Here is a 7,579-nt window from a genome sequence, read left to right on the forward strand (position 1 = left end):
CGCCGCCGCCCAAGCCGGCGCCGCCCCCGCCGCCGCCCGATCCGGAGCCGGCCCCGGTGGTCAAGCCGCCCGAGCCCAAGCCGGAACCGAAGCCGCAGCCGCCGAAACCCGAGCCCCCGAAGCCGGAACCGCCGAAGCCTGAGCCTCCCAAGCCGGAGCCCCCGAAGCCCGAGCCGAAAAAGCCCGAGCCGCCGAAACCGGAACCCAAGAAGCCCGAGCCGGCGAAGCCGGAGCCTCCGAAGGCGGAACCGAAGAAGCCGGAACCGGCCAAGCCGGAAAAGACCGACGCGCTCGCCGATCTTCTGAAGAACGTTCAGAAGAACGCTCCGGCGAAGCCGGCGCCGTCCGATTCGAAGGCCGACAGCAAGGCGGACAGCAAGGCCGAGGCCAAGCCGTCCCAGCAGGCCGCCGCGTCGCAGGCGCCGTCCGGTGCCGCCAAGGCCGTGAACGGACCCGACAAGCCGTTCAAGCCGTCGGGGCGCGCCATCGACGGCATCCGCGGCGCGGTGAGCAAGAACTGGAACTTCGACCCGGGCCGCAAGGACGCCGGGAACATGCAGGTGGAGATCATCGTGGAACTGGGCCGCGACGGCGCGGTGCTGAACGCGACGATCAACGAGAAGTACCGCTCCCGCTATATGTCGGACGCGGCCTTCCGGGCGTCCGCCGACGCCGCGCTGCGCGCGGTGAAGCGGGCCAGCCCCCTGCCCATCAGCGAGTTCTCCGGCGACTTCACGCCCGCCCGGTATGAAGAGTGGCGTTACTTCGTGTTCAATTTCGACCCGAGGGACATGTTCTGACCATGACGAAGAAGACGAGGCTTCTGCTGAAGGCCGCCGGCTGCGCCGGCGCCCTGCTGCTCGCCCTCGGCGTCGCGGCGCCCGCCCCGGCCCGCGCCGAGGTGCGAATCGACATCACCAAGGGCGTGGTCGAGCCGCTGCCGATCGCCATCACCAGCTTCGCCGGCGCCGGTGGGCGCGAGGCGCAGGTCGGTGCGGACATCTCAAAGGTGGTCGCCGCCGATCTGGAGCGGTCGGGCCTGTTCCGTCCGCTCGACCCCAAAGGCTTCCTGCAGACCCCGGACCAGCTCCGCTCCGGCGAGCCGCGCTATCAGGACTGGCGCGCGGTCGGTGCCCAGGCGCTGGTCGCCGGCAACACCACCGCCATGGGCGACGGCCGCATGAAGGTGGACTTCCGCCTGTGGGACGTGGCCGCCGGCCAGTACATGCAGGGGCTGAGCTACACCGCGACCACCGACAGCTGGCGCCGCATCGCCCACATCGTCGCCGACGCCATCTACAAGCGGCTGACCGGCGAGGAGGGCTATTTCGACACGCGCATCGTCTATGTGGCCGAATCCGGCCCGGCCAACGCGCGCAAGAAGCAGCTCGCCATCATGGATCAGGACGGTGAGAACCACCAGTTCCTCACCGACGGCAAGAATCTCGTCCTGACGCCGCGCTTCTCGCCGGCGACCCAGGAAATCACGTACATGTCGTACTTCAACAAGAAGCCGCGCGTGTACCTGTTCAACATCGACAGCGGCCGCCAGGAAGTCCTCGGCGACTTCGTCGGCATGACCTTCGCCCCGCGCTTCTCGCCGGACGGCAACAAGGTCATCATGAGCATGGCGCAGAACGGCAACACCGACATCTACGCGCTGGACCTGCGGACCCGCCGCCAGACCCAGCTCACCGATTCGCCGGGCATCGACACCGGCCCCAGCTATTCTCCGGACGGCCAGCGCATCGTCTTCGAGTCGGACCGCGGCGGCAGCCAGCAGCTCTACATCATGGGCGCGGACGGTTCGGGGGCGAAGCGCCTGACCTTCGGCGAGGGCCGCTACGGCACGCCGGTGTGGTCGCCGCGCGGCGACCTGATCGCCTTCACCCGCCAGCGGGGCAGCAACTTCGCCCTCGGCGTGATCCGTCCGGACGGCACCGGCGAGCGCATCCTGACCGAGTCGTTCCACGTCGAGGGACCGACCTGGGCGCCGAACGGCCGCGTGCTGAGCTTCTTCCGCGACGTTCCGTCGGGCGACGGCCGCGGGCGCAGCGCGAAGCTCTACACCATCGACGTGACCGGGGCAAACGAACGGCGTGTGATCACTCCGCTCGACGGTTCCGATCCTGCGTGGTCGCCCTTGATTCCCTAGTGGAGTAGCCCTATTTTGCGCGCGCAAGAACGTCGCTCAAGACGAAGGCCGGAAGTCGGTACTTCCGTCGGGGTCTGGCGGAAGTCGGCGTCGTTCTTCCTCCACAATCCGGTCAAAACATCTCGTGTCGCTTAGGGGGTCATTAGACATGCGTATCAAGTATCTGAGCCTGATCGCGGCCGTCGCTCTGGTTGCCGCTTGCGAAACCGCTCCGAAGGACGCCGGCAACGCGGCTGGCAACGGCGCCGCCACCCAGTCCAGCATCCGTCCGGGCTCGCAGGAAGACCTGGTCGTCAACGTCGGCGACCGCGTGTTCTTCGGTCTCGACCGCTACGACCTGGCTCCGGAAGCCCGCGCCACCCTGGACCGTCAGGCTTCGTGGCTGAAGCAGTACCCGAACGTCACCGTGACCATCGAAGGCCACGCCGACGAGCGCGGCACCCGCGAGTACAACCTCGCCCTGGGTGAGCGCCGCGCCAACTCGGTGAAGAACTACCTCGTCGCCGGCGGCATCAACGGCTCGCGCGTCAAGGTCATCTCCTACGGCAAGGAGAAGCCGGCGGTCCTCGGTTCGAACGAGGCCTCCTGGGCGCAGAACCGCCGTGGCGTGACCGTCGTCGACTAACGACGGCGCCCGTCCGGGTTCCAAGGAAAACGCCGCTCCGGAGCGATCCGGGGCGGCGTTTTTCTTTTGGGCGTCGGGGGAAGGCGCTGGCTTTTGGGGCCAGGCTTGCCCGCTGCCAAGCGCAGACGCGAAAAAACCACGCAAGCCGACCGGCGGCTGCGCTTCAGCACATCGAAAGAAACAACGAAGAGGGGGAGGATGGTGCTGCCAGAGAGGATTGAACTCTCGACCTCTCCCTTACCAAGGGAGTGCTCTACCACTGAGCTACGGCAGCGCCGGGACGGTGATGCTGGCCGGGAAGAACTTGCGGCCAACCGTCGAAGTGGCGCGGGTTATGCCACAGGCTTTGCGCCGATGCAAGCAGGGAAGCGCCTTTCCCCAAAGAAAAATGGGCGGGAATTTCCCGCCCATCGCCACGCCCATCGCCATGCCCGTTTCCGCTCCGTCACTCGGCGCCGGTCTGGTTCCGCGTGGCCTCTCCGCCCGCCGCGGCGTTCCCGAAGGCGCTCAGCGGCGGCAGGACGGCCTCCGCCCGGAAGTCCGGGACGATGTTGGACAGGATGGTCATCACCCGCTCGGCGTCGCCGGCCCGCGCCGCCGTCTCCAACTCGCCCAGGGCGCGGTTGATGAGGGCGTAGTCGATCACGCGGGGCGAGGCCAGGAACACGCCGTCGGCCTCCGTGCGCGACGGGGCCTCCGCCGAGGTCAGGATCTCCTCGAACAGCTTCTCGCCGGGGCGCAGGCCGGTGAACTCGATCTTGATGTCGTGCCCGGGGCGGTAGCCGGCCAGCCGGATCATCTGGCGGGCGAGATCCACGATCTTCACCGGCTCGCCCATGTCGAGGACCAGCACCTTGCCGCGCTCATCCGCGCGGGCCACGCCGTGGGCCGACGCCTGGAGCACCAGTTCCACCGCCTCACGCACCGTCATGAAATAGCGGCGCATGTCCGGGTGCGTGACGGTCAGCGGCCCGCCCTTGGCGAGCTGGCGGGTGAACAGCGGCACCACCGACCCGCTGGAGCCCAGCACGTTTCCGAAGCGGACCGTCATGTAGCGGGTGGCCGTCTCCGCCCCGTCGCGCGGCGGCAGCATGTCAAGCGCCTGACAATAGCACTCCGCGAAGCGCTTGGTGGCGCCCATCACGCTGGTCGGGCGGATGGCCTTGTCGGTGGACACCAGAACCATCGCCTGACAGCCGCCGGCCCGCGCCGCGTCGGCCACGTTGCGGGTGCCGATGACGTTGGTCAGGGCGCCTTCCGCCGGGTTGGCCTCCACCAGCGGCACATGCTTCAGCGCGGCGGCGTGGAAGACCATGTGCGGGCGCCGGGCCTGGAACAGGCGGAAGATGCGGTCGCGGTCGCGCACGTCGGCGATCACCGCCTGAAGGGCCAGACCGGGGAAGCGCTCCCGCACCTCCATCTCGATGGTGTAGAGGTTGAACTCCCCGGCATCGACGAGGGTCAGGGTCTCCGGCTGGAGGGCGGCGATCTGGCGGACCAGCTCGCTGCCGATGGTGCCGCCCGCCCCGGTGACCACCACGCGCCGCCCGGTGACGAGGCTGGCGATGGCGCCGCGGTCCAGAACCGCCTGGGGACGGCCCAGAAGGTCTTCCAGGGCGATCGGGCGCACCTCGATCTTGCCTTCGCCCAGCGCCGACTTGAACTCGGTCAGGCTGGGCAGCCGGGCCATGGACAGGCCGAGGGACTCCGCCTGCTCCAGCAGGTCGCGAAGGACGGTGCCGGGCACGTCGGCCTGACCCTTGGCGACGATCAGGCGCTGCGGACGGTCGCCATGCTGGGCCAGTTCCTCCACCACGCGGGGCAGGTCGTCGGGGCCGCCGAGCACGGGCACGCCGCGGATGGCGTGGCCGATGCGCCGGTTCTTGTCGTCCAGCAGGCCGACCACGCGGTAGGCGGCCCCGGCGTTCTGGTCCAGCGAGCGGATGAACAGCTCCGCCGCGTCGCTGACCCCCAGCAGAAGCACGGGAATGCGCGGCACCCCCGGCTCCCGCTCGTGCAGGCCCAGCCGGCGGTCCTTCAGAAGGCGGTAGGCGAAGCGCGGCCCGCCCAGCAGGACGAGCTGCACGAACCACAGGATCACCGGCAGGGACCGCGGCAGGGCCTCCAGCCGGGTCAGCAGGAACATGACGGCCAGGAAGCACAGCACGACCATCGTGACCGCGCGCAGAAGCTGCGCCAGATCGGGCACCGACGCATAGCGCCAGATGCCGCGGTACAGCCCGGACAGGCGGAACACCACCGCGCCGATCAGCACCAGAATGGGCAGCCCCGTCAGCAGAGGGTCCCTGTATTCCTCGAACGCCTGTTCGCCCACGCGCAGATACAGCGCCACGACCAGGGAGGCGGCCGTCATCGTCAGGTCGTGGAGGTAGACGAGAGACGCCCGCGGGGACGGGATACGCATGCGCTTTACCTTAGAATATCGCCTTGCCGGGAACGTCGCCTGGAGCGAGTCCCTGGACCATACAGCCGTTCAGCCGCGCACAGCTTTGAACCATTCGGCGGTCAGGCGCAAGCCGTACGCGGGATAGCAGGGCGGGCGCCAGTTCAGCGCACGGCGGATGGCCCCGTCGTCGATCACCAGCGATCCGGCGACGCGGTCCAGCATGGCTTCCCGCCGGGTCAGGCGGGCGGCGAGCGCCAGGACGGACGGCGGCACGGGCAGCAGGCGCGCGGGCTTGCCGAGCGCCTCCGCGATGGCGCGCACCAGCTCCGCCGTGGACATCGGGCGCCCGTCATGGACCAGGAAGCGGCCGCCCGCCGCCTGCGGGTGGGTCAGGCATTCCTGGATGGCATCGGCCAGATTGCCCACGAAGATCAGGCTGCGCCGGTTCTCCAGGGCACCCAGCGGCAGGGGGATGCCGCGGTCCACCGCCTGCATCAGCCGGAGGAAGTTGCCGCCCACGCCGGGCCCGTAGACCAGCGGCGGACGGATCACCACCACCTCCAGCCCGGTGCGGGTGGAAATCTCGGCCAGCGCCCGTTCCGCCTCCAGCTTGGAGATGCCGTAGGGGGAATGCGGATCGGGCTCCGTCTCCTCGCTCAGCTCGTCCGGGCGGCTCTCGTCGGCCAGCGCCTTGACGCTGCTGAGGTAGACCAGACGCTTCACGCCCGCGGCGGCGGCGGCCTCGGCCAGCACGCGGGTGCCGGCGGTGTTGACGCGGCGGAAGGCGGCCAGCGGGTCGGACTCGCGGTCGCGCATCACATGGACGCGGGCGGCCAGATGGACCACCGCGTCCATGCCCTGAAGGGCGCTGCCCCAGGCGGTGGCGGGGCCGATGTCGCCGATGGTGACGGTTTCCGCCGCTCCGGGGACGGCGATGTCGGGGCGGCGGACCACGGCGCGCACGCTGTGCCCGCGCCCCACCAGCAGGGGGATGACCGTCCGCGCGACGAAACCGGTGGCCCCGGTGACCAGGACGCGCATCACGCCGCCGCCCGCGCAGGCCGCGCCAGCAGGGCCAGCAGCAGCACGACCGCGGCGGCCCCCGCCGGCAGCACCGTCCACCCGAGCGCCAGCGACGCCACGGCCAGCAGCAGCAGCGCCGCGTTCAGCGCCAGAACCAGCCGCACCACCTGGGCGTGGTTGCGACCGCGCTGGGTGGCCTTCTGATAGAAATGCTCGCGGTGGGCCTGCCAGACCTTCTTGCCCTCGGCCAGACGGCGCAGCAGGGTGAAGGTGGCGTCGGCCAGGAAATAGGCGGGGATCAGCAGCGCCGCCACCCACAGCCCCGACGCGGCCATGGCCAGCAGCAGCCAGCCCAGCGTGTAGCCCAGCGGCACGCTGCCGACGTCGCCCATGAAGAGCTTCGCCGGGTGCCAGTTCCACACCAGGAAGCCGAGCGCCGCCCCCGCCGCCGCCAGCCCGTAGAGCGCCAGCGCCGGATCGAGCGCACCGAGCGAGGCGACCAGCGCCAGCCCGGCGCCGATGGACGCAGCCTCGCCGCCGGCCAGCCCGTCGATGCCGTCCATGAAATTGAACAGGTTCACGAACCACAGCCAGCCGACCGCGGCCGCCAGCCGGTCCGCCCAGAAGGGCAGAAGCCCCTGGAAGACCAGCCCGTCGCCGGGGAGCGCCCCCCCGGGAAGAGCCCCCCCGGGAAGAGCGCTGAGCCCCGCGACCACCGCGGCGGTCTGGGCGAGGAAACGCGGCGCCGGACCCAGCCCGCGCCGGTCGTCCATCCAGGACACCGCCATCAGCGCGACCGTCCCGGCCAGGATGGGCAGCGCCCGCACGGGATGGTCCGCCGTCACGGTGATCAGCGTCCAGACGGGGAGCAGCGTCAGCATGACGCCCCAGCCGCCGCCGCGTGGCGTCGGGATGGAATGGCTGGACCGGTCGTTCGGGTGATCGAGGATCGCCTTGCGCCGCAGATAGGCGAGCACCCGCCCGGTCAGCAGCCAGGACAGCGCGAAGCTGCCGGCCAGGGCGAGGAACAGGGCCAGGGGGCCGTTCATGATGCCTCCACAACCGGGGCCGTGCCGGGCTGGGCGGACCCCAGCAGCCGGCGGTACAGCTCGACCGTCTTCGCGCCCACACGGTCGGACGCCATGTCGGACTCGACCAGTCGCCGGCTGGCCGCGCCGAAGCGCCGGCGCAGGGCGGCGTCGCGCACCAGCACCTCCAGCGCGTCGGCCAGCGCCGCGGGATCGTCGGGCGGAACCAGCAGCGCGTTCTCGCCCGCCTGCGCCACCTCGCGGCAACCCGGCACGTCGGTGGCGACGATGGCCCGCCCGCAGGCCGCGGCCTCCAGCAGGCTCTTCGGCAGCCCCCGGCG

The 7,579-nt window shown here is 70.5% G+C and carries 8 protein-coding genes and 1 tRNA gene; 3 read left to right on the top strand and 6 right to left on the bottom strand.

The features are described from left to right. The 3 genes from QSG27_RS26315 to pal all read left to right on the top strand — a co-directional run. The coding region (locus QSG27_RS26315; protein ID WP_306711429.1) for a TonB C-terminal domain-containing protein at nucleotides 1-800 on the top strand (800 nt) is incomplete at its 5' end. A 2-nt stretch (nucleotides 801-802) separates the two neighbouring features. After that, complete coding sequence (gene tolB / locus QSG27_RS26320; RefSeq protein WP_306711431.1) at nucleotides 803-2,155, top strand: Tol-Pal system beta propeller repeat protein TolB; 1,353 nt, start codon at nucleotides 803-805, stop codon at nucleotides 2,153-2,155. 148 nt (nucleotides 2,156-2,303) lie between these two features. Further along, complete coding sequence (gene pal / locus QSG27_RS26325; RefSeq protein ID WP_306711433.1) at nucleotides 2,304-2,780, top strand: peptidoglycan-associated lipoprotein Pal; 477 nt, start codon at nucleotides 2,304-2,306, stop codon at nucleotides 2,778-2,780. Between the two features lie 199 nt (nucleotides 2,781-2,979). On the opposite strand, the gene QSG27_RS26330 is transcribed toward pal, so the two are convergent. The 6 genes from QSG27_RS26330 to QSG27_RS26355 form a co-directional block, all read right to left on the bottom strand. Then, nucleotides 2,980-3,054: transfer RNA gene (locus QSG27_RS26330), tRNA-Thr, on the bottom strand. Continuing rightward, complete coding sequence (locus QSG27_RS26335) at nucleotides 3,045-3,209, bottom strand: hypothetical protein (protein ID WP_306711436.1); 165 nt, start codon at nucleotides 3,207-3,209, stop codon at nucleotides 3,045-3,047. Before QSG27_RS26335 ends, QSG27_RS26330 begins: the two co-directional genes overlap by 10 nt. Nucleotides 3,210-3,225: 16 nt before the next feature. After that, nucleotides 3,226-5,205: a polysaccharide biosynthesis protein gene (locus tag QSG27_RS26340; RefSeq protein WP_306711438.1), complete on the bottom strand. Its 1,980-nt coding sequence runs from the start codon at nucleotides 5,203-5,205 to the stop codon at nucleotides 3,226-3,228. Between the two features lie 69 nt (nucleotides 5,206-5,274). Beyond that, nucleotides 5,275-6,228 (bottom strand): UDP-glucose 4-epimerase family protein, encoded by a 954-nt coding sequence (locus tag QSG27_RS26345; RefSeq protein ID WP_306711440.1) that lies wholly within the window; start codon nucleotides 6,226-6,228, stop codon nucleotides 5,275-5,277. After that, nucleotides 6,228-7,259 (bottom strand): MraY family glycosyltransferase, encoded by a 1,032-nt coding sequence (locus QSG27_RS26350; RefSeq protein ID WP_306711442.1) that lies wholly within the window; start codon nucleotides 7,257-7,259, stop codon nucleotides 6,228-6,230. Before QSG27_RS26350 ends, QSG27_RS26345 begins: the two co-directional genes overlap by 1 nt. After that, a partial coding sequence (locus tag QSG27_RS26355) for a glycosyltransferase (protein ID WP_306711444.1) occupies nucleotides 7,256-7,579 on the bottom strand: 324 nt, incomplete at its 5' end. The genes QSG27_RS26350 and QSG27_RS26355, both read right to left, overlap by 4 nt.

The sequence above is a fragment of the Azospirillum isscasi genome (assembly GCF_030849505.1).
Classification (GTDB): Bacteria; Pseudomonadota; Alphaproteobacteria; order Azospirillales; family Azospirillaceae; genus Azospirillum; species Azospirillum isscasi.

Excerpts from the sequence above, each read along its gene's own strand:
- tolB (WP_306711431.1), top strand. The coding sequence starts at position 803 with ATGACGAAGAAGACGAGGCTTCTGCTGAAGGCCGCCGGCTGCGCCGGC.
- pal (WP_306711433.1), top strand. The coding sequence starts at position 2,304 with ATGCGTATCAAGTATCTGAGCCTGATCGCGGCCGTCGCTCTGGTTGCC.
- QSG27_RS26335 (WP_306711436.1), bottom strand. The coding sequence starts at position 3,209 with ATGGCGATGGGCGTGGCGATGGGCGGGAAATTCCCGCCCATTTTTCTT.
- QSG27_RS26340 (WP_306711438.1), bottom strand. The coding sequence starts at position 5,205 with ATGCGTATCCCGTCCCCGCGGGCGTCTCTCGTCTACCTCCACGACCTG.
- QSG27_RS26345 (WP_306711440.1), bottom strand. The coding sequence starts at position 6,228 with ATGCGCGTCCTGGTCACCGGGGCCACCGGTTTCGTCGCGCGGACGGTC.
- QSG27_RS26350 (WP_306711442.1), bottom strand. The coding sequence starts at position 7,259 with ATGAACGGCCCCCTGGCCCTGTTCCTCGCCCTGGCCGGCAGCTTCGCG.